General features: G+C 71.8%; 14 protein-coding genes. 6 read left to right on the forward strand and 8 right to left on the reverse strand.

All coding sequences use genetic code 11. The annotated features are described in order from the left end of the window. The first annotated feature begins 87 nt into the window (after positions 1 to 87). The 4 genes from EXE59_RS16475 to EXE59_RS16490 all read left to right on the forward strand — a co-directional run bounded on the left by EXE59_RS16475 (position 88) and on the right by EXE59_RS16490 (position 7,734). Positions 88 to 2,814: a helix-turn-helix transcriptional regulator gene (locus EXE59_RS16475; RefSeq protein WP_210429042.1), complete on the forward strand. Its 2,727-nt coding sequence runs from the start codon at positions 88 to 90 to the stop codon at positions 2,812 to 2,814. 127 nt (positions 2,815 to 2,941) lie between these two features. Continuing rightward, entirely contained in the window at positions 2,942 to 4,309 is a 1,368-nt protein-coding gene (locus tag EXE59_RS16480) for an alpha/beta fold hydrolase (RefSeq protein WP_135839873.1), read from the forward strand. Positions 4,310 to 4,410: 101 nt separating this feature from the next. Beyond that, the gene (locus EXE59_RS16485) at positions 4,411 to 5,925 is read left to right on the forward strand and encodes an MFS transporter (protein ID WP_135839874.1); all 1,515 of its coding nucleotides are present in this window, start codon (positions 4,411 to 4,413) and stop codon (positions 5,923 to 5,925) included. Positions 5,926 to 6,276: 351 nt separating this feature from the next. Continuing rightward, complete coding sequence (locus EXE59_RS16490; protein ID WP_135839875.1) at positions 6,277 to 7,734, forward strand: MFS transporter; 1,458 nt, start codon at positions 6,277 to 6,279, stop codon at positions 7,732 to 7,734. A gap of 344 nt (positions 7,735 to 8,078) precedes the next feature. Here EXE59_RS16490 and EXE59_RS16500 read toward each other — a convergent pair whose 3' ends face one another. Genes EXE59_RS16500 through EXE59_RS16515 form a run of 5 tightly spaced genes read right to left on the reverse strand, consistent with a single transcriptional unit; the run spans position 8,079 to position 11,757 of the window. Next, on the reverse strand, positions 8,079 to 9,053 hold the full coding sequence (locus tag EXE59_RS16500) for an SDR family oxidoreductase (RefSeq protein WP_210429043.1): 975 nt from the start codon (positions 9,051 to 9,053) through the stop codon (positions 8,079 to 8,081). Further along, complete coding sequence (locus EXE59_RS16505; protein WP_135839876.1) at positions 9,050 to 9,760, reverse strand: DUF4386 family protein; 711 nt, start codon at positions 9,758 to 9,760, stop codon at positions 9,050 to 9,052. The genes EXE59_RS16500 and EXE59_RS16505 overlap by 4 nt, the downstream gene beginning before the upstream one ends. A 43-nt stretch (positions 9,761 to 9,803) precedes the next feature. Further along, positions 9,804 to 10,745: an NAD-dependent epimerase/dehydratase family protein gene (locus tag EXE59_RS16510; protein ID WP_168218555.1), complete on the reverse strand. Its 942-nt coding sequence runs from the start codon at positions 10,743 to 10,745 to the stop codon at positions 9,804 to 9,806. Further along, on the reverse strand, positions 10,742 to 11,392 hold the full coding sequence (locus tag EXE59_RS23850; protein WP_168218556.1) for a hypothetical protein: 651 nt from the start codon (positions 11,390 to 11,392) through the stop codon (positions 10,742 to 10,744). The genes EXE59_RS16510 and EXE59_RS23850 overlap by 4 nt, the downstream gene beginning before the upstream one ends. Then, positions 11,389 to 11,757 carry a hypothetical protein gene (locus tag EXE59_RS16515; protein WP_210429044.1) on the reverse strand — a complete coding sequence of 123 codons (369 nt, stop codon included), beginning with the start codon at positions 11,755 to 11,757 and terminating at the stop codon, positions 11,389 to 11,391. The genes EXE59_RS23850 and EXE59_RS16515 overlap by 4 nt, the downstream gene beginning before the upstream one ends. Positions 11,758 to 11,889: 132 nt before the next feature. Between EXE59_RS16515 and EXE59_RS16520 the strand changes: the two genes are divergently transcribed. Both EXE59_RS16520 and EXE59_RS16525 read left to right on the forward strand, forming a co-directional pair. Continuing rightward, the gene (locus EXE59_RS16520) at positions 11,890 to 14,907 is read left to right on the forward strand and encodes an AfsR/SARP family transcriptional regulator (RefSeq protein WP_135839878.1); all 3,018 of its coding nucleotides are present in this window, start codon (positions 11,890 to 11,892) and stop codon (positions 14,905 to 14,907) included. A 133-nt stretch (positions 14,908 to 15,040) separates the two neighbouring features. Next, positions 15,041 to 15,412 (forward strand): response regulator, encoded by a 372-nt coding sequence (locus EXE59_RS16525; RefSeq protein ID WP_246056842.1) that lies wholly within the window; start codon positions 15,041 to 15,043, stop codon positions 15,410 to 15,412. On the opposite strand, the gene EXE59_RS23855 is transcribed toward EXE59_RS16525, so the two are convergent. The 3 genes from EXE59_RS23855 to EXE59_RS16540 form a co-directional block, all read right to left on the reverse strand. Further along, positions 15,346 to 17,439: a sensor histidine kinase gene (locus EXE59_RS23855; protein ID WP_168218557.1), complete on the reverse strand. Its 2,094-nt coding sequence runs from the start codon at positions 17,437 to 17,439 to the stop codon at positions 15,346 to 15,348. The two genes, EXE59_RS16525 and EXE59_RS23855, sit on opposite strands and share 67 nt — an antisense overlap. 1 nt (position 17,440) lies before the next feature. Next, complete coding sequence (locus EXE59_RS16535; protein ID WP_135839879.1) at positions 17,441 to 18,763, reverse strand: sensor histidine kinase; 1,323 nt, start codon at positions 18,761 to 18,763, stop codon at positions 17,441 to 17,443. A 90-nt stretch (positions 18,764 to 18,853) separates the two neighbouring features. Continuing rightward, complete coding sequence (locus tag EXE59_RS16540) at positions 18,854 to 19,516, reverse strand: response regulator transcription factor (RefSeq protein WP_135839880.1); 663 nt, start codon at positions 19,514 to 19,516, stop codon at positions 18,854 to 18,856. Positions 19,517 to 19,620 lie beyond the last annotated feature (104 nt).

The raw sequence follows: 19,620 nt of genomic DNA on the forward strand, positions 1-19,620 counted from the left end.
GACAGGCGCCGGCTCGCCCCGGCAAAACCGCCGGGATTGGTCCGGTCCACGCCTGCGCACGCGGCGACGCGGTTGTACGTTCGTGTCGTGCTGGTCGGTCGGGAGCCCGAGCGGGCACTCCTGGGAGCGCTCGTCGACCACGCACGCGACGGCACGGCCGGAACTCTGCTGGTCCGCGGCGACCCCGGCGTCGGGAAGTCCGCACTCCTCGATGCCCTCGCCGCCGACGCTCCGGACGTGACCCTTCTACGCGCTCAAGGGCTCGAGGTCGAAGCACCACTGCCGTTCGCGGCCTTGCACCGCCTCCTGCTTCCCCTGACACGGTTGCGCGACCAGCTTCCGCCGCCGCAGGCGCGTGCGCTCCGGGTGGCGTTCGGGGAGGAGGACGGCCCGACGGTGGAGCCGTTCCTGGTGGGCGTCGCCACGTTGTCGCTGCTCACCTCAGCCGGCGAGGAGGCGCCGGTGTTGTGCATCGTCGACGACGCCCACTGGCTCGACCCGGCCTCAGGCGGAGCGCTGCTGTTCTGTGCGCGCCGCCTGGGCGCGGACCGGGTGGCGATGGTGTTCGCGGCGCGGGAGGACGCCGCATCGCGGTTCGAGGCCACCGGGGTCGAGGAGGTCGTACTGGCTGGGCTCGACGAGGAGGCGAGCCGAGCCCTTCTCGCCCGGCACCTCGGTGAGTGGGCGGCCGAGGGCGTCGTCGCCCGGCTGGTGGGCGAGACCGGCGGCAACCCGCTGGCGCTCCTCGAGCTCCCGCACCAGCTCGACGCTGCCCAGCTCACGGGCGCGTCCGCACTGCCGGCCCAGCTCCACCTCACGGACCGCGTCGAGCAGGCATTCCTCGACCGGAGCCGCCGGCTCCCCGAACCCGTCCAGCAGCTCGTCCTGCTGGCCGCTGCCGACGACTCGGGCCGACTCGACGTCGTCCGGGACGCCGCCCATCGGCTCGACCTCGACGACCACACGCTGCGCGCCGCCGTGGACTCCGGACTCCTCGTTCAGACCGACCACGCGGTCGCCTTGCGGCACCCCCTCGTCCGGTCGGCCGTCTACCAAGCTGCAGCCGACGACGACCGAAGACGGGCCCACAGCGCCCTGGCCGACGCACTGAGCGGTGCCGGGGAGGACGACCGTGCCGTCTGGCACCGGGCCTTCGCCGCCAACGACCGTCACGACGACCACGGGGACCTGGTCGACGCGCTCGCCGACATCGGTGCGCGGTCCCAGCGACGCGGCGGGTACGTCGCCGCGCTGGCGGCGTACGAGCGCGCGGCCAGCCTGTGCACCCTTCCTGCCCGCCGGGCACGGCTGACGGTTGCAGCCGCGCGCAGCGCATGGGCGTGCGGTCAGGCGGAACGTGCACGCTCGCTGCTCACCGCAGCCCGGGAGGCGACGGACGACCCGGTCGCGCTGTCCGACATCGCCACCCTGCGGGGCCACATCGAGGTCAACATCGGCTCCGCACCCGAAGGGCACCGGATCTTCGTCGAGGGGGCGCACGCGGTGGTTGATGTCGACCCCACCCGGGCGTTGCACATGGGGGTCCTCGCGGCCGTCATGCGCACGTTCGGCGCCGACAGCGGCACACCGCTGAGAACCGAGGACCTCCTCGCCGCGACCGCGGGCGACGACTCGGCGCGCACGCGGTGCCTGCGAGCGATGCTGACGTCGATGACCGCGGTCGCCGAGGGACATTGGGACGCGGCGGGCGACGCACTGGACCTCGCCTTCGACCTCGGCGAGCACGTCGACGACCGAGACGTGCTCTGGAACCTCGGAAACGCCGCCCTGCAGCTCGGGAACGACGACGGCCAGTGCCGGTTCTACTCCCACGCGCTGTCGCGTGCCCGCGAGAGCGGGGCGGTCACCGCGATCATCTACTGCCTCCAACGCCTCTGCTTCGTTCACTACGCCACCGGCGACCACCTCGCGGTGCGCGTCAGCGCCGAAGAGGCGCTCGCGCTCAGCGACAGCATCGGCCAGCCGGCCATGACCGCCCTGCCGCTCGCCTGGCTGACGCTGCTCGCCGCCCACCAAGGCAGCGACGACTACGACCACCTCGCCGACCGCCTCGAGACCTTGGTCGCGGCACACCCGCTCGGCATCACCGCCGACCCGGTGCACGACCTGACCCGCTGGGCCGCCGCCGTCCGAGCCACCGGGCAAGGAGACACCGCCGGAGCGCTCCACCACTTCACCCGGATCCGGCTCCGCTTCCTCGCCCGGATGGTCGCCAGCCAGCGGCTCGAAGCAGCCGCACGCGCCGGCGACGCCGCCCAAGCGCGGGCATGGACCGAGCAGCTCGTCGACTTCGCAGAGCAGACGACCTTCCCGTGGGCGCGGTCGGCCGTCGCCTTCGGTCGCGCACTCACCGAGGACGGCGACGTCGAGGAGAGCTTCCGCCTCGCGCTCGCCGAAGGCGAGACCAGCGAACGCCCCCTCGATGTCGCCCGCATCGAGCTCGCCTACGGCGAGTGGTTGCGTCGCCAGCAGCGCCGCGTCGACGCGCGCCAGCACCTGCGGCACGCGCTCGACAGCTTCGGCGACGTCCGCGCCACCGCGTGGTCGGCGCGTGCCGAGCAGGAACTCCGCGCCTCCGGCGAGACCGCCCGCAAGCGCGACCCCTCCACGCAGCTGCAACTCACCCCGATGGAACGCAAGATCGCCCAGCTCGTCAGCTCCGGGATGTCCAACAAGGACGTCGCCGCGCAATGCTGGATCTCCCCGCGCACGGTCGCCTTCCACCTCCGCAACGTCTTCACCAAGGCAGGCGTCACCTCCCGAGGCCAACTGGCCCAGCTCGACCTCGCCTGACAACGGCTCGACCGCGTTCGGGCACGCGTCGTCAAGTCATCCCGGCCATCTGACCGGGGCGACGGGCCGGCCGTCGCGCGCACTCTCAGCCAAGACCCCGTCCCCATGCTGTGAGAGCGAGAATCTGATGAGCACCACCGACACGTCGCCGAGCACCCACCGCGCGCCGGGCACCACCGTCCCGTCGCCGAGCACGCGCTCCTCGACCGCAGTCGTGGTTGTCTCCCTGGCCGTCGGTATGGCCGCGGCCGCCGTCCTGACGATGCTGGTCCTACCGGGCGCCACCGAGGGAGTCACCACGGGAGGCGCCCTGGTCGGGTTCGCCCTCGGGTGGGCAGTGCTCTGCACGCTCGCGGGAAGGACTGGGCGCGCGCAGCGGTGGGCCGCAGTCCCAGCCATCGCGATGGCGTCCACGGGCGTCGCTCTCATGGTCTCCGCTCCGTCGGACCACACCCTCGGAGTGCTCACCTGGGTCTGGCCGCCGCTCGCGCTCGTGCTCGCCGGATGGACGTTCGTCCAGGTCCGCCGGCACCTCACCGGCGTCGGGCGCTGGCTGGTGTCCGCGACGCTGCTGGTGATCGCGGTGGCCGCGGCCGGTGCCGGAGCGCGGCAGGTCACCACCGAACCGTTCGCCGAGGCCAACCGCGTCCCCGGCACGACGGTCTCGGTGCACGGTCATGACCTCCACATCAACTGCCGCGGCCAGGGCAGCCCCACGGTCGTCCTCTTCAACGGCCTCGGGGAGTTCTCCGCCTCTTGGGCCCGCATCGTCGACGGGACCGCCCTGACGACGCGGGTGTGCGCCTACGACCGCGTCGGCCAGGGCTGGAGCGACGACCTCGAGGAGCCCCAGGACGCGGTGACTGCGGCCGAGGACCTCCACGCCCTCCTCGATGCCGCCGGGGAGGCCGGGCCCGTCGTCCTCGCCGGGCACTCGATCGGCGGCCCGTACGCCCTCGCCTACGCCCACCAGTACCCCGACGAGACCGCTGGGATGGTGCTGCTCGACAGCGCCAGCCCACACCAGTTCACCGCCATCCCCAGCTACCCGCGCGACTACGCCATGCTGCGTCGCATCTACGGCGTCATGCCCACCCTGGCCCGGCTCGGTCTGGGGTCCTTGCTCGCCGGGTCGCACCTGCCCGCCAAGCAAGCGCGTCCAGTCGACGACATGAACGCAAACCCCAGAGCCGGGCGGAACGCCCGCGACGAGGTGGCGGTGCTCCCCGAGGTGCTCGCTCAAGCCCGTCGGCTGACCACCCTCGGGGATCGTCCGCTCGCCGTGCTGACCAGCGCGGAGACGGCACACGGCACCGGCGGATGGACCCAGGCGCAGACCCAGCTCGCAGCCCTGTCCAGCGACGTCGTCCACCGAGTCGTCAACGCCAGCCACCAGGGGATGGTCGAGGACCCAGCCGGCGCCGCCGCGTCCGTTCAGGCCATCGCCTCGGTCGTCGAGGCCAGTCGCAGCCAGACCCCGCTCGCGTCGCGCTGATCCAACGCTGCCCTGACCCCACAGGGACGTGACACCGCACCGCCCGACTCGCCCCCGCCGTGCCCTACAGCCCGCCCACCACCACCACGCAGGAGCAACGCATGTCCGACACACACCACGGTGCAGCCCACGCCGCACCGCACGCCGCAACCCACGCCCCGCACGCCGACCCGCACGGCTCGCCGCACCCCGCAACGGGCCTCGAGGGAGCGGACGGCCCGCGTCGACCGTGGACGGTCCTCGCCGTCGCGCTCGCCGCACAGATTCTCGTCGTCCTCGACATCTCGGTCGTCAACACGGCCCTGCCCACCATCGGGCACGCCCTCGACATCGACGGTGGCAACCTCCAGTGGCTCGTCACGGCCTACGTGATGATGTCTGGTGGCGGCCTGCTCCTCGGGGGACGGCTCTCCGACCTGCTGTCGCGCCGCGGCGTGTTCCTCACCGGCCTCACGCTCTTCACCGCCGCCTCCATCGTCAGCGGGTTCGCCGGCTCGGCCGGCCAGCTCATCGCCGCCCGCGCGGTCCAAGGGCTCAGCGCGGCACTGCTCACCCCGTCTGCGCTGTCCCTCATCACCACCACCTACTCCGGCGCGCAGCGCCGGACCGCGCTCGCGCTGTGGGGAGCCGTCGGCAGCCTCGGCGTCGCCGCAGGTGTCCTCCTTGGCGGCGCCGTGACGACGTGGACGTCCTGGCCGTTCATCTTCTGGATCAACGGCCCCGTCGGCGTCGTCGCCCTGCTCGTCGGCACCCGCACCATCGCCAAGGAGCAGGTCGCGCGCCCGAAGCTCACCGACCTCGACCTCCCCGGCGCAGGAGCTGTCATCGGCGGACTCGTCGCGCTGACGTACGCGCTCGGCGCGACCGCCACCCGCGGCTGGTGGTCGGCTCACACCGTCGTCGCGATGGCCGTCTCCGCCGTCCTGCTGGTGGCGTTCCTGACCACCGAGCGACGCGCCGCCAGGCCGCTGTTCCCGCCGCACGTGTGGAAGCTGAACGCCCTCGTGTCCGGCACGGCTGTGATGCTCGGCATCACCGGCCTGCTGGTCGGCGCTGTGTTCCTGACCTCGATCTTCGTCCAGACCGTCCTCGGGTACACCGCCCTGCAGACCGGGGTCGCGTTCCTGCCCTTCGCGTTCGCCATCACCGCCGGCACCATCGTCGCCCGTCACCTGCTGGGCCACGTGGCACCCCGGGTGGTCGCAGCCGTCGGCCTCGGGGTGACCGGCGCTGCCGCCGGGCTGCTGTCGACGGCGGGAGCTGACGCCGGCTACGCCGCTGACCTGCTCCCCGGACTGCTCGTCATGGGCTTCGGCGTGGGCATGGTGTTCGTGCCGGTCTCGGTGACGTCCATGGCCGGCATCCCTTCCTCCCACGCCGGCGTGGCGTCCGGCTTCCTGATGACTGGGCACGAGGTCGGTGCCGCGCTCGGCGTGGCCGTCCTCTCGGCGGTGGCCAGCACCGCGGGGTCCCTCGCCACGATCGACGGAGCAGCCGACGCCTTCAGCCGCGGCTTCACCTGCGCCGGCGTCATCGCAGCGGTAGTCGCTGCGTACGCCCTGTGGCGCATGCCTGCCCAGCGCGTTTCCGGCGCCATCGGCCACGTGCACCACTGAGCGTGTCGCGGACCCGGCAGAACCCGGCCATTCGACCGGTTCGAGCGCGCCGGGTCCGCGACACCGTGAAGACACCAACACCCACCACGACACCCCAGGCGGCGATAATCATGGACACCACTTCCCGGCCCGAGAAGGCCACGACAGCCACGACGGCCAGCACCGTCACGAGCATCTCGCGTAGCTCTCGGACGGGCGGGCGACCGGTCGCCGACGCACAGCACGAGTCGTGCTGGTGCGGACAGGACATGGACGTCGTACGTGGCAGGCACTGCCCGCGGTGCGGCACGGTGCGCGCCCGGCGAGCCCAGGCGTCCCTGCCGTCGCTGACACGGCTCGCGGCGTGACGGCGTGGCATTCGTGAACACCGCCGCCATCCTGGCTGAGCGGACCGCCGCCGCTCCTGCCGTCCGCCTCCTCGATCGGAAGCGCCAGACGCTGGCGCTCGCGGTGCTCGTGTCGGCCCAGTTCCTGGTCATGCTCGACACGTCCATCGTCAACGTCGCGTTGCCGTCCATCCAGGCCGAGCTCGGGTTCGGGCCTGCCGCAGTCACGTGGGTGGTGAACGCCTACGTGCTCGCCTTCGCGGGCCTGTTGCTCCTCTCCGGCCGGGCGGCAGACCTCTTCGGACGCCGGCGCCTCTTCACCACCGGCGCCGGCCTCTTCACCCTGGGCACCCTCTTCGCGGCCCTCGCAACGGGGCCCGAGATGCTGGTCGGGGGCCGCATCGTGCAAGGTGTCGGCGCAGCCGCGCTCAGCCCCGCCGCCATGTCCCTCCTGCTCGCTACATTCCCCGCCGAGCAGCGCGCCCGCGCGATGGGCGCCTGGGGCGCCGCCTCCACCCTCGGCGGAGCAACCGGGGTCGTCACGGGCGGCCTGCTCGCCGGCAACCTCGGCTGGCGCGCCGTGTTCCTCGTGACCGTCCCCGTCTCGCTCGCCGCTGTCGCGCTCGCGCGCCGCGTGCTCGCGCCTGACACAGCCACCGGCCGACGGTCCTTGGACTGGGTCGGTGCCGCCCTCGCGACTGGCGCGGTCATCATGCTCGTGCACGGTGCCGTGGACGCCAGAGACCACGCCTGGACGTCACCACGCGTCCTGGGTCTTCTCATCGCGTCCGTGGTCCTCGCGGCGGCGTTCGTCGTCGCGGAACGCCGGGTGGACGACCCGCTGGTGCCACTCGAGGTGTTCGGCTCCCGCATGACCCGCCGCGGCGTGGCCCTGGCTCTACTCGGCGGGTCGACCAGAGCATCCAGCTTCGTCCTCATCGCCTTGTACTTCCAGCAGGGTCTCGCCATGTCGCCCCAACAGGCAGGCATTGCGATGGTCCCCACCTCCCTGGCCGGGTTCGCGGTCTCACTCGGCGCCCTCCCGCGCGCGGTGAAGACCTTCGGGCCATTGCGCACCCTCGTGCTCGGCCTCGTCCTCCTCGCTGGCGGTCAGCTGTGGCTCGCGTACGCGCCGCAGGGCTCCGGGTACGTGCTCGCCGTACTCCCCGGCCTCCTGATGGTCGCGACCGGTGTCGCGCTCAGCTTCACCCCGACCACCATGGTGCTGGCTGCCGCGATGCCCCCGACCCACACCGGGCTCGCGTCCGGACTCGCGTCGGCGTCGATGCAGGTCGGCGGGGCTCTCGGCACCGCCGCGTTCATCGTCATCGGAGCCTCGGCCGGCCAACAGGCCACCGGCATCCTCGACGGCTCCGGGTTCACCGCAGCCTTCACCGCGGGCGCCGTCGTCGCGCTGACCACCGCCGCACTGGGATGGCGCACCTGGCGTGGCACGGCCCGTGACGAGACGGGTGCGCTGTGATGCGGGCCCGACACCTCCTTGCGGCGACGCTCCGCACCCGGCTGTTCATCGCACTCCCGCGCCCCGCCCCCGGTGGCCTCGGCCAGGCGGGCCGCCCCGAGTCACCAACCCAGAGTCATGTCGCGTCGCCTCCTCGAATTCTGCGTTCCCGCAGGTCAGAAGGGGCGTGGCGACGTCACGCCGGAAGTGGGTGGTCGTCCAGTAGTCGCTGACTAGGTGTCCGTGCGGGGGAATCTGGGGGAACGGCGGTCGTGCGGCGCACGGGCAATTCACGTCAGTCTGTCCTCCAACGCGGAGACCGCACTCTCCTCTTCATGAGTGAGGCCACGGTAAGGGCGCACGTGTCACGGACCCTGACGAACGTCGGGGTCAGCAATCGCGTGCAGGTCGCGATCCTCGTCCACGACGCTTCCCAAGGCCGTAGCAGTGAGTTCCGAGCCTGACTGGAGTGCCGTCGGTGGCAGGCGCACCAGCTCCTCGCACGTCTGCCAGAGGCGACGAGCCACGGCCCGGTCATGGCTCCGGGGCGAGGACTTCTTCGGTTTGCCGCGAGCGAAGAAGAGTCCCGTCGTCGTCTCGACGGAGGGGTCGGCGGCGAGAAGGACGGATGTGCGCGCACCTTGGTCGGGCCGTTGCATGAGCGGGTGGGCGAACGGGACCAGCAGCCGTTGGCTCCGACCCGGGTCTGACGCGCCGAAGCCGGTGCTGACGACCCCTGGGTGCAAGGCGTTGGCGGTCACACCAGTCCCTGCGGTGCGTCTCGCCAGCTCGTAGGTGAAGAGGACGTTGGCGAGCTTCGACTGGTTGTAGGCGCGGGCTCCGGAGTACCGGCGCTCGCCTTGGAGGTCGTCGAAGTCGATACGGCCGAGGGCCTGGGCGTTCGAGGCCACCGTGACCACCCGGGCTGGCGCGGTGGAGGTGAGACGCTCGATGAGCAGGTGGGTCAGCAGGAACGGCGCCAGCTGGTTCACGGCGAAGGTGCGCTCCAGCCCGTCGACGGTGGTGTGACGGGTGTTCCAGTAGCCGCCGACGTTGTTGACCAGGACGTCCAGGCGGGGCAGCGCTGCCAGCACGTCGGCTGCGACTCGACGAACCTCCGACTGGGACGAGAGGTCCGCGACAAAGGCGTGGACGTCCGTCCCACCAGCGGCACGGATCTCGCGGGCCGCGTTCGTCGTACGCCCGGCGCCGCGCCCGATGATGGACACGGAGGCCCCCATCTCGGCGAGGCGGAGCGCTGTGGCCTTCCCGATCCCGCCGCTGCCCCCGGTGATGAGGACGGACTTGCCCGTCATCGGCCCGCCCGCCGTGCTGGTCATGCCGACACTCGCTGGTCGTGATGGCGCACGGATGGGCGCTGGACGCCGTACGTGCGCACCAGCAGCCAGCTGACGAGGAGCAGCCAGGCACACCAGACGACGTACCCGGCGAAGTTGGTGAGGCTCGCTGCCGACACGACGGGAACAGCGACGCCGGTCGCGATGAGCGCCGCGGCGGTGTAGCCGGCAGCCGCGGCCCATCGGGGCAGGACCCTGCCACGCAGCGCGCGGACGACGAGGACCGTGAAGATCGCCGTCAGCGCGTAGCCGATCGTCTCTCCGAGGACCTTGCCGAGAAGGGTGTGCCACAGCTCGAAACGAGCCTCTGCGTCGTCTCGGGCGGCAGGGTCGAGCGCATCGCTGGCGATGCCCGGTACGAGTGTGACCCAGCGTTGCAGTCCGATGACCTGGACCGTGGCGGCGCCGATTCCGAGGATGGCGATCCATCGGCCCAACCGTCCGCCGGCGAGGCGATCGAGTGCGACACCGGCGGGCGCCATCAGCGCGGCGCTGACGACGAGGACGAAGAACCACGTGGTGACGGAGGTCTGGTTCTCGCGGAAGAGCGCCAGCACGTCGCTGGTGGGCTCCTCCAGGATCTGGGGGTACTCGAAGACGATGCCGAGGACGGTGAACCCGGCGATAGCCAGGAGCGACGCCAGGGCGAGGGACGCGGCGGCGACACGGGCTTGGGTGGTGGTGGTCATCAGGTGCTCCTTGCGGTGAAGGTGGGACGGGGTCGATCGGGGATCAGCCGGTGGGGGCGAGGGCGTCCTCGCGGTACCAGGCGAGGGTGGCGGCCAGGCCGTCGTGGAGGGGCGTCGCGCCGCCGAACCGCGCGCGGTACTTCGCGTCGTCGACCACCCACCTGTCGGTGAACTGGTAGAGCGTGTGCTGGTACTCGCGCATGATCGGCTTGACCAGACCGAAAGCAGCCAGGGTGAGCCGACCTGCGGTGAAGGTGCGGGGACGGTGCCCCGTCAACGCGAAGATGTGGTCGATGAGCGCGGTCGTGGTCTGCGCGGGTGCGACGGGCAGGTGCCAGATCTGGCCCGTGACGTCCGCGGCGGTGGCCAGGTTGACGAGTGCAGCGGCGACGTCGGGGGTGTAGGAGTAGCTGTGCAGCTGTCGTGGGTCGCCCATCACCTGCGCCGTGCGGCCGGCGAGGGCGGGCCCGAACACCGATTCGCCGAGCGCGGAGTGCGTCGTGCCGGGGCCGAAGTAGTCCGAGGCGCGACCGATGACGATCTCCGCGTGCCCCCTCGCGTGAGCCAGGAGGAGCTCCTCGGTCATCGTGGCGCGGGTGGCGGACTTGTCCGACGTGGGCGCCGGTGCCATGGTCTCGACGAGGTCTCGCCCGTGGGGCGGCCCGTAGGCGTAGAGGTTGTCCAGGACGACCAGGCGGGCCCCGGCAGACGCTGCCCCAGCCAGCACGCCGTGCTGGAGCGGGGGGAACTGTTCGCTCCACCGGTCGTAGCTCGGCGCGTTCAGGCAGAAGTAGACGACGTCGGCCCCGCTGCAGACGCGCTCGGTGAAGTTGGAGTCGCTGGCGTCACCTGCGACGACGCGAGCACCCGGAAGGTCACCTGTGCCGGTGCGGTTCACGGCGACCACGTCGTGCCCGTCACGGACGAGGTGCTCCACGACGTGGCGGCCCACCTGGCCGGTCCCGAACACGACCTGGCGGCTCATGACGCGCTCCCGACAAGACGTGCTGCGCTCCGACGGGCCGCGGAGTCGCGACGGGTGAGCACCAGCGGGAGGGGCAACGTCACGAGTGCGACCACGATGGCGCCGCTCGAGCCGAAGATGTAGAAGTGCTTGTCCACGGAGCTGCCGATGACCGCCTCGGACACGAGCCAGCCGAGTGCCCAGGCTCCTGAAAGGACGATCGGCCAGGTCAGTGCCACAGATCCGACGCGGCGGATCAGCAGCGCGCTCTGGGCGGCCCCGACGCACAGGCCCGTCACCGCGCCCAGCACGATCAGGGAGGTGGTGTCGGTCGCGTAGGTGGTGACGGCCGCTCCGAGCGCGGTCCCGGCCGCCAGTCCGACAGCGGTGCTCAGCACCCAGGGAACCGCGCCACGGCGAGAGAACCCCAAGGCCCATGCCTGGGCCAGGCCCAGGACGGCTCCGGTGAGGGCTCCCCCAGCGAGCGCCGTGGGGGTGGAGTCCAGCGGGCCGACGATCAGGAAGGCGAGGTAACCGCCGACGGGGTAGCCGAGGAAGGTCACGAGCCAGCGCCTGATCGTGCGCCGTGACGGGTGCGGGGCCGCGCGGCGAGAGTCAGGTCCGAGCGTGCCGCTCGCGGAATGGGGGGTGGCAGGTGTGGTGGTCATGGCGTCGTGTCCTCCGGGGTGGTGATGGCTGGGTCTCGGTCTGGGGCCTGCGAGGGAGGGCGCCCTGCGATCCAGGACGCCAGCAGGTTGTCGGGGTACTCGCTGAGGTGGTCGCGCACGAGTGCGTCGAGGCGGTCGGTCTCGCCACGCAGGTGGGCGCGGGCGAGGGCGACGAGCTGGCGGTCCCGGCTGGTGGTCGCGGTTGTCTCGGCCTTGTCGAGGAGCTCGGGTCGCCGGCTCAGCAGCGCCGCGGCCACCAGCAGACTCGGCGAGGTCGACGTCTCGGAGGTCCCGATGACCTGTGAGGCGGCGGTCGGGTCACCACCGATGAGGCGGTGCAGCAGGACGAGTGTCGGATCGGGCATGGGGGAACCTTGCGCCGCCCCGCTGACGACCGGCTGACGGGCGCAGGGGTGGGCCGTCAGCACAGACGTCAGCGCCGCACGACGTCTAGTCCTCGCGGCGCAGGAATGGGTTGAGGGGCCTACTGTCGAAGCATGCTGACAGTCGCCCTGCTGGGCGCGGTCGAGGTTCGCGACAATGGGTCGATCCTGACCGTCCCAGCAGGCCGGACCACCGAGCTGCTCGTCAGGCTGGCCCTGGCGCCAGGGGTCCGCGTGCGCACCGATGAGCTGCTGGAGGACTTGTGGGGCGGAGCGGCGGCGAGCCGAAACACCCTGCAGTCCAAGGTGTCGCAGCTGCGACGTGCCCTCGGCTCGGCGGACCTCGTCCGCGGCACCGGCGACGGCTACCTCCTTGCGGTCGAGCCGCACCAGGTGGACGTCGGGCGCGCCATCGCGCTCGCTGCCGAGGCGAGCGCCGCCCTCGAGCGCGGCGCATCCGCCGAGGCAGCGGCGAGGGCACTCGAGGGCCTGTCGCTCTTCCGCGGCGACGTCCTCATGGAGTGTGGTGACTGGGCAGCTCCGTACCGGGTCCAGCTGGAGGAGGTGCGACTGACTCTCGTCGAGGTCGCGATGACTTCGCGCACCGATCTCGGGGCTGGGGGAGAGCTCATCGGTGAGCTGGAGGCGCTCGTCACCCAGCATCCGTTGCGAGAACGGCTCTGGGCGTCACTGATCACCGCGCTCTACCGCTCAGGGCGGCAGGCGGAAGCGCTCACCGCCTACGCGCGGGTACGCACGCTCCTGGTCGAGGAGCTTGGCGTGGAGCCCGGGCCGGAGCTGCGAGACCTCGAGGCACAGGTGCTCCGCCAAGGAGCGCTCGTGTCGAATCCTCGTCCTCACGACGCGCTGGTCCGTCCCGGCAACCTTCCGGAGCGGGCTGCCGAGCTGATCGGCCGCGACGGCGACGTCGCGCAGGTGATGCAGTCCATGGACGACCACCGTCTGGTGACCCTGGTGGGCACCGCGGGCATCGGCAAGACCGCGTGTGCACTCGCAGCTGCTCAGCGTCGTCATCTTCCCGGGGGCGTGTGGCTCATCCGGCTGGAAAGCCTGGATGGCAGTGCTGATCTGAGGAATGTCGTCGCCGGCCACCTGCACGTGTCCGGAGGTGAGGCAGCCCTGCTGGAACGGCTCAGCGGCGCCCAGACCCTGCTGCTGCTCGACAACTGCGAGCACGTGGTCGAGGCCGTGGCAGGCCTGGTGACGTGGCTGCAGGCCACGGTTCCGTCCGTACGGTTCCTGCTGACGAGCCAGGTGCCACTTCGGGTGGACGGCGAGTCGGTGCACCACCTGGCTCCGCTCGAGCCGGCCGACGCCGTGACCCTGTTTGCCACGCGTGCCAAGGCGTTGCGGCCCCGCTTCGCCCTCGACGACCGCACTACCGATCTGGTGGGAGACATCTGCCGATCCCTCGACGGACTGCCCCTGGCGATCGAGCTGGCAGCGGGGCGCGCGCGGTCCATGTCGGTCCCTGACATCGCGCGGCGTCTGGACGACCGTTTCACCTTGCTGCGCGACCCCAGCAGCACGGACGCCGAACGTCGGCGGGCCCTCGCCGGCGCCATCGGATGGAGCTACGACCTGCTCTTCCCCGACGACCAGCGGGGGCTGTGGGCGCTGTCCTGCTTCGCTGGTGGTGCGACCTTGGACGCGATCGAACACGTCCTCCTCGCACTCGGCGTGCCCCCTGCCGCGACGGTGGACGTCATCACGCGTCTCGTCGACCGTTCCCTGGTCGAGGTGGACACCGCCGTCGGCGGCGACGTGCGCTACCGACTGCTCGACAGCATCGCCACCTTCGCCGGCGCTCGCCTCGAGGACAGCGGTGGAACCTTGCTCGCGCGGGCAGCCCACGCGGCCTGGTACGCCGACATGTCACGGTGGTGCCAGCAGCGCGTCCGGACCGCGGAGCAACCCATGTGCCTGCGCCTCGCTCGAGCCGAACGGGACAACCTCGACGCAGCCCTCGCGTGGTGCAACGGGCACGACCCGGCGCTGGGAGCCGAGATCGCCACCCGCATGGGATGGACGTGGGTGGTGATGGGCGAGGGCGCCGCCGGCGCAGCGCGGCTCCGCAAGGCGAACAGCGTCCAGGCCGAGCCCCGCCACCGTCTCGAGGCCCACCTGCTGGCCGGCTGGCTCGAGGCGTCGGCCGGTGACGTGACGCTCGCCGAGCAGGACCTCGCGGCGGCTCGTCGCCTCGCCGTCGAGCTCGCCGACGCGGGGGCCGAAGCTGATGTCGATCGGCACGAAGCGTTCCTCGCGCTGCAACAGGGTCGACCCGATCTCGCGGCAACCCTGGCGGATCGCAGCATCGAGGCCCATCAGCAGGCAGGGCAGCGCTGGGAGGAAGCGGCGAGCCGGGTGCTCGACGCCTATGCGGCCCTGATGCAGGGCGACACCTCGACGGCTGCGCGAGAGGCCGCAGGCGCTGCAGAGATCCTGACTCCGATCGACGACGCCTGGGGGTTGGTGCACGCCCAAGGCCTGCTGGCCGGGGTTGCCCAGGCGGAGGGCCGGCTCGAGGACGCGGTGCACTCGCTTCGCGAGGCCGCTGAGAAGTCGCGCCTGCTGGGGTTCCCGGGCCAGGCGGCCCTGCACCTGGCGAACCTGGGCGACGTCGAGCGCCACCTGGGGAATGACCGACGCGCTGCCCGTACCCTGCGTCGTGCGATCGGCCTGGCCCTGGCGGGTGGGGATGGCCGGCTGGCGGCAACCGCCCGACTTCGCCTGGCCCAGCTGCTACGAGCGGAGGGGGACGCGGTCGCGGCGATCGACCTGCTCGAGCGAAACGTCGAGTGGTACGCCCACGCGGGCGGCGGTGATGGAGCGTTGCTGAGCAGGTGCCTTCTCGCTGCGGAGACCCGCGACGAGCCGACGCTCGCCTCCGTCCTTGACCAGGCCCGGCGAATGCAGGACGTAGCTGTGCAGGTCCACGCTCTGGACGCACAGGCCCGCCACGCGGCCTTGGACGCCCGATCGATCCATGCCCACAGCCTTCTCGAGCAGGCGGACGCCGCTGCCGCCCGGGCTCCGACCGGGGTTCCCGAGCGCGAACGTCACGACAAGCGCCAAGCGTTGTTGCTCCTCGCCGCGGTGGGTGCTGGCTGAGGTGGGGATGGTCGAAGCGCTAGGGCCGGGAGTCGCCGAATGAGCGGTAGGGGCTGAGCACCGCACTCGTGCGGCTCACCCCCTCCTGCCCAGCAGCCGTACGCCATCAGACTCGAGGCGAGGAGGTGGTGGGGTGACTGTCGTGAGCGTGCTGATCGTCGACGACCAGGTGCCGTTCCTCCGCGCCATGAGCGCGGTGATCGAGGAGACCGACGGGTTCCGGGTCGTGGGGCGGGGCGCCTCGGGCGAGGAGGCGATCGGGGCGGCGGGCGCGTTGCTCCCCGACCTCGTGCTGATGGACGTGAACCTCCCGGGCATCGACGGGCTCGAGGCCACGAGGCGTCTACGGCTCTGCACCCCGGCTCCAGTGGTCCTGCTGCTCTCGACGTACGACGAGGACGCGGGCGCGCGCTTCATCGCTGAGTGCGGGGCGGCGGCCTACATCACCAAGTCAGCCTTCGGCCCTGACCGACTGCGGGAGGCCTGGACGGCAGCAACTGCCTGAGGTGAGCCCGGGAACCACACCTCGAGAGAGGTGAGTCCGGCCTCGCTCACCAAGGAAAGCGTCCCTCCGGCAGCCTCGACCCGATCACGGATCTGGCTGAGCGGCAGCTGGCCACCATCGCCGCCGCTCACAACCACGACCAGCGCGTCGTCGACGACTGAGAGGACGACGCGTACCGGGTCGCCCAGGTCGCGCGTCGCCTCCGCGACGCAGAAGTACGCGGCCGCCTCCACCCTGGAATCGAAGCGCCGGCCGTCAACGTGCTCGTCGACCACGAGACGGCGTGAGCCGCCGGACCTCGCGAAGAGGGACTGAAGGGCGGTGGGGAGCCCGGAACGAGCGAGCTGGGCGGGAAACACGCCGCGGGTGATCTCGCGCAGCGACTCCAGCGCTGCGTTAAGCGCACCGACCATCGGGTCGAGCGAGGGACCGAGGGCCGACACATCCGGATCCGTGCCCCGGCCGTCGACCACTGAGAGCTGTCGCAGGCGCTCGGGTAGCGGCTGCAGGTGGGGAAGGACCTGACCGGCGATGGCTCGCTCGAGACGGCTCCGCTCGGCATCACCGGCGTTAATCAGCCGACGGCGCGAGTCGCTCAGCTCGTGGGTGCGCACGCCCAGCTGATCCACCTGACCCGACAGCTCGACCGTGAGTCGCGCGTTGCGGAACGCCAGTCCTGCCTGGTCGGCCAGCTCCGCCAGCAGTTGGTGGTCACGGCGACGCAACGGGTGCCCGGTCGGCATCCTCACTGTGATGCTGCCGAGGCGTTCCCCGAGATATGTGACCGGCAGCTCCAGCCCGGGAGGTTCCCGGTCAGCCGGTGGGCCGGGCGGCCAGCTCGCCGTCCGGTCGGCGCCGGCGGCGACGTGCAGTACCACCGCTGTCTCGGTGGCATTGACCGCACGTGCCGCGGCCTCGGCCACCGACGGCAGCAGACTCGAGGGGTCGGGGCTGCTGCCGAGGCGCCGACTGAAGTCGGTGAGCGCTTCGTACGGCGCGGCCGCCGTGCCGAACGCCAGCCGGTCTGCGACACGGACGACCCAGCTCCGCAGCGGCTGGAAGGCCAGCGCCACGACGGCCGTGGCGAGCAGGGACGGCCAGAAGTCGTTGGTGGCGTCCATCGCGAGGCCGACGGTGACGACGACGAGCACGTAGCCGGCAGCGACGAGCACGGTGGCCAGGGCCAGGACGACGGCGCGGTTGACGATCAAGTCGATCTCCAGCAGCCGGTGGCGCAGCACCGCCACCGCGACGCACAGCGGTACGGCCACCTGCGCCACCCGCAGTGGAAGCGCCGCTGCCCATGTCCCCTCGACACCGGTCAGCCGCGGCACCGCCAGGATCACGCCCACACCGAGCGCGAGCAGCACGGCAGCCGAGGCGATCCACAGCAGTTGGCGGCGTACGTCGTCGCGCGAGCGTCGCAGCCGCACCACCAGAGAGACTGTCGAGGCGATGAGCCCGACCGCGACCAGCATCCATCCGAGTGTGAGAAGGGGCGCGGTGATGGCTCGGGTGCTGTCCCGCTGCCCGTAGACGAAGTCCCCGGGTGGAGTGGTCAAGGTTCCCAGCGTGTGCAGCGCGACCCCGGAGCCGGTGACCCACACGGCCCAGCGCCACCGGCGAGAGGGCAGGCGCCCATCCGGTGCGAGGAGGAACACCAGTACCAGCGCGGCGAAAGCGGGCCAGCCGAGGAGCGGCGCCGCCCACAACGCCAGGTGGCCCGAGGCGTCGCGGCCGGGGGCGTCGCTGCCGAGCGCCCAGATGCCGTAGGCGTCCGCGGCCAGGGTGAGGGACAGCAGGCTGGCCGCACACAGGAGCCAGCCGATGGGGTGTGCGGGATGGCGCCGGACGATGAGCGCACCCATCAGGGCACACCCCAGGCCGGCCAAAGGAGCCAGCGGCCACCCGTGCTCGGCCCACGTGGCTTCGTTCCACAGGGAGCGGTGCGCGGCGGTGAAGACGGTGTCCAGGACGGTCGCGACCGTCACGAGGCCCAGCACCGCCCAGGCGATCGCCGCGCGCACGTCAGGCCGCCCGACCGTCGAGCAAGGCAGTGATGGTGGTGCCCTTACCCGGTAGCGACGTCACTGTCAGCATTCCGCCGACCGCGTCCAACCGGTCACGCATGTTGGCCAGCCCCGCCCCGGCCCCCTGCCCGCCGGAGGGGGAGAAGCCTCCACCGTCGTCGATCACCACGAGCCGTGACAAGCCGGCGTCTTCGCTGAGACGCACCTCGAGCGTGCTGGCCCCGGAGTGCTTCGCCGCGTTCTGCACGGCCTCCATGCAGCAGAAGTACAGCGCTGCCTCGACCGTGGCCGGGAGCCGCCCCACACCGTCGGCGGCGATCGTGACCGGTATCGCGCTGGTGGTCACCGCGGCCCGCAGCGCCGCCACCAGGCCCTGCTCGGACAGCAGGCTCGGGTAGATCCCGCGCGAGAGCGAGGAAAGCGTCTCGATCGCGGCCGTGGCAGCGTCGACCTGCAGCCCGAGGAGCGCGGCAGCACGCACCGGCGACCTGCTCGAGACCGTCTGCGCCAGCCGCAGGTTGACCGTGAGTGCCACCAGGTGCTGCTGCGCTCCGTCGTGGAGGTCTCGCTCCAATCGCTGCCGTTCGGCGTCCTGGGTCTCGATGAGCCGGCGTCGCGATGCCTTCAGCTCCTCGGCCCGCTCCACCAGCTCGCTGCGCCTGGCCGCGAGGTCGGCCTGGACCCCCACGTGTCGCAGCACCAGCCCGGCTCGGTCCGCCAGAGCGGTGAACAGCCGCTCCTCGATCGGAGCGAGCAGGAGGCCAGGGCGCTCCTGGAGGCGAAGGACGCCCAGGGGCTCCCCGCCGTGCGTGACTGCCAGGGCGCGGAGCCTTGGCGCGGCAGCATCCCGGGCCCCCGGCAGGAGGGCGGGTGGTGTCTGGCTGGCCCCGGCGTCCACCGGCCAGGTGGCGGCCAGCGTCAGCCGGTCGGACACCGACACCCACACCTGGGCCCACTGGGCGCCGGTCCCCTCGGCGAGCAGCCGAGCCATCCGGGCCGGCAGGTCGTCGGTGGAGTCCCCCTCGGGCATGCCCTCGGAGAACCGACTGAGGACCTCGTACGGCGCCGCGGCCCGATCGCCGAGGAGTCGCGATGCCCACCGGTCGGCGACGGCTTGCATGTGGGCGAAGGACAACGCCACCGTCGCCGTGGCCAGGACGGACAGGGCGACGCTCGGCGAGTCGGTGCGGCCGATGATGGCCCCGCCTCCCCGGACGACCACCACGTAGACACCGGCCACGAAGACGGCCATGCCGATCCACACCAGCCCCCGGCGCAGGACGCGGCTGTGCAGCCGCCCCGTCGCGCGTCGGATCCTCATCCTGTGAGTGTGCGCCTCATGCGCGTGATGCGACAGGACACCGGCCGAACCCCTGGGGGTGGGGCTGCCCGCACCCCGCGCCGGCCGGGCTTAACCGCCCCGGGCCTCGACGTAGGCGAGGACGGCCATGACTCGGCGGTTGGTCTCCCGCTCGTCGACCAGCCCGAGCTTCTGGAAGACCGAGCCGATGTGCTTCTCCACGGCCCGATCGCTCATGAACAGCGTCTTGGCGATCGTCGCGTTGTTGCGCCCGGTTGCCATTACAGCCAGCACCTCCCGCTCGCGATCCGTCAGCCCGAGCAGCGGACCTTCACCTGCTCCGCGGGCCAGCAGCGCCTCGACGACCAGCGGGTCGAGGGCCGACCCGCCGCGGGCGACGGCGGTGAGGGCGCGGACGAGCTCGTCCAGGTCGCTGACCCGCTCCTTGAGCAGGTAGCCCATGCCGGCGACGCCTTCGGACAGCAGGGCGAAGGCGTAGTCCTCCTCCACGTACTGGGACAGGACCACGACCCCGGTGCCCGGGTGCTCGGAGCGGATCCGCTTGGCCGCCACGATGCCCTCGTCGGTGTGGGTCGGCGGCATCCGGATGTCGGTGAGCACGGCGTCGGGGGAGTGGGCGGCCACCGAGGCGTGCAACAGCTCAGGGTCGGCCACGACGTCAACAAGGTCTACGCCGTCGGCCTCGACCAGCAGTGCCGCGACGCCCTCGCGGACGAGGTAGTTGTCGTCGGCGAAGACGACCCGCAAGGCCATGCCTCCGACTCTAGTCGTGGTGGCGCCCCTCGATCGGGGTGCTGGCCCCTGCAGTCCTGCTGCCAGCCCCATCCTCACCGGCGAGCCGCGTCCCTAGCGTCGAG

Origin of the sequence: Nocardioides eburneiflavus, assembly GCF_004785795.1 — a bacterium.
GTDB lineage: Bacteria > Actinomycetota > Actinomycetes > Propionibacteriales > Nocardioidaceae > Nocardioides > Nocardioides eburneiflavus.